Source organism: Alcanivorax sp. HI0083, from assembly GCF_001635175.1.
Genome location: NZ_LWFX01001407.1, coordinates 1 through 961 on the forward strand (window position 1 = coordinate 1; position 961 = coordinate 961).

Annotated in this window: 2 protein-coding genes and 1 pseudogene; 2 read left to right on the forward strand and 1 reads right to left on the reverse strand. The window is 56.6% G+C overall.

What is annotated here, in order from left to right:
* Together A3754_RS28035 and rplS are read left to right on the forward strand one after the other, a co-directional pair.
* Positions 1–134 (forward strand): annotated as a pseudogene (locus A3754_RS28035) (tRNA (guanosine(37)-N1)-methyltransferase TrmD); the annotation flags it as partial.
* 10 nt (positions 135–144) lie between these two features.
* Positions 145–501, forward strand: a complete 357-nt coding sequence (rplS, locus tag A3754_RS21310; RefSeq protein ID WP_007150853.1) for a 50S ribosomal protein L19 — start codon at positions 145–147, stop codon at positions 499–501.
* Between the two features lie 188 nt (positions 502–689).
* Here the strand turns inward: rplS and A3754_RS21315 are convergent, their stop codons facing one another.
* Positions 690–944 (reverse strand): GlsB/YeaQ/YmgE family stress response membrane protein, encoded by a 255-nt coding sequence (locus A3754_RS21315; protein ID WP_063521103.1) that lies wholly within the window; start codon positions 942–944, stop codon positions 690–692.
* Positions 945–961 lie beyond the last annotated feature (17 nt).

The following is a 961-nucleotide window of genomic DNA, read 5'->3' on the forward strand; positions in this document are numbered from 1 at the left end:
TGGGACGGACCTGGAAACAGCGTCCGGACCTGCTGGAGGCCCGCCGGGCGCGGGGCTTGAGCAACGAAGAGCAACAGCTGCTGGACGAATACATCGCCGAGCAGTCGTCGCATACAGCAAAAAACTCTGATTAGGAGCACTGCCATGAGTGGCAAGAACCTTATTATCCAGGGCATTGAAAATGCCCAGCTGAAAACCGAAGTACCGGAATTCGGCGCCGGTGACACTGTTACCGTGCAAGTGAAAGTAAAGGAAGGCACCCGTGAGCGTCTGCAGGCGTTCCAGGGTGTGGTTATCGCCCGTCGTAACCGTGGCCTGAACTCTGCGTTTACCGTGCGTAAAATCTCCCACGGTGTGGGCGTTGAGCGTGTATTTCAGCTGCATAGCCCGCTGATCGATTCCATCCAGGTTAACCGTCGTGGCGATGTGAGCCGCGCCAAGCTTTACTACCTGCGTGATCGCTCTGGTAAGTCCGCACGGATCAAAGAAAAAATCCGGTAGTAGATTGCGGATTCCTTCTACCGCGAGCGAATGTTGGTTTAGCCTTTGCTGTAGGGCATGCGAAATCAACCTCTGGCCCGGTAGATTGCTCCAACAAAAAAAGCCGCTTCCTTTTCGGGAAGCGGCTTTTTTTGTTGGAGCGCCGGACGCTGGATGCCGGATGCATGACGCTCATGGCATCAGGCGTGCTAGTTCTTCTTCACCATCCGGTACAGCGCCAGCAGCACCAGCGCGCCGACAATGGCGGTGATAAAGCTGCCCAGGCTGAACCCGCTCACTGAGCCGCCCAGGCCGGTCAGGGAGCCCAGCCAGCCGCCGACTACGGCGCCAGCAATACCGATCAGGGTGGTGACAATAAAGCCGCCCGGGTCCTTCCCTGGCATAATCCATTTAGCGATGATGCCGGCGATCAAACCGAATACGATCCAGGATAAAATTCCCACGATTCCTCTCCTTGGTG